The organism is Mesorhizobium sp. LNHC252B00 (assembly GCF_000502955.1).
Lineage (GTDB): Bacteria > Pseudomonadota > Alphaproteobacteria > Rhizobiales > Rhizobiaceae > Mesorhizobium.
The window spans coordinates 1-411 of sequence record NZ_AYWO01000134.1; the positions used below are offsets into that span (position 1 = coordinate 1).

The following is a 411-nucleotide window of genomic DNA, read 5'->3' on the forward strand; positions in this document are numbered from 1 at the left end:
TCGGACTGGTCATGCCACGCTCCATCGTACTCAGCATTGCCTTGGAGACACCGGACTGTTCAGCGAGCTCCGCCAGCGACCAGTCCCGCATGGTCCTTTCGGTACGGATACGTCTGCCGATGGTTAGGGAAATGTCGTTCGCTATATCATCCATTCGTTCATTATAACGAAACCATGAGGGCGCGAATAGCTATCTCGAAGCAATTTTCACCAGGCCCTTAATCCTCTCTACACCATCCGACCTCATCCGACCTTAACCCCGTTCCTGTAGGGTTCGCCTCAAGGGAAATGGGGATTGGCCTGTCCATGTATGTCGAACGCGAAGCTTCAGTCGGAGAACCGACATCGCAGGAGCGCCGCACAGCCGACCAGAACGACAAGCGCATCCTGGGCAATGTCGTGCAATGCGAC

The 411-nt window shown here is 55.2% G+C and carries 1 protein-coding gene; it reads right to left on the bottom strand.

From position 1 onward, the window contains the following. A partial coding sequence (locus tag X744_RS1000000176170; RefSeq protein ID WP_156938665.1) for a helix-turn-helix transcriptional regulator occupies positions 1–154 on the bottom strand: 154 nt, incomplete at its 3' end. Positions 155–411: the final 257 nt, after the last annotated feature.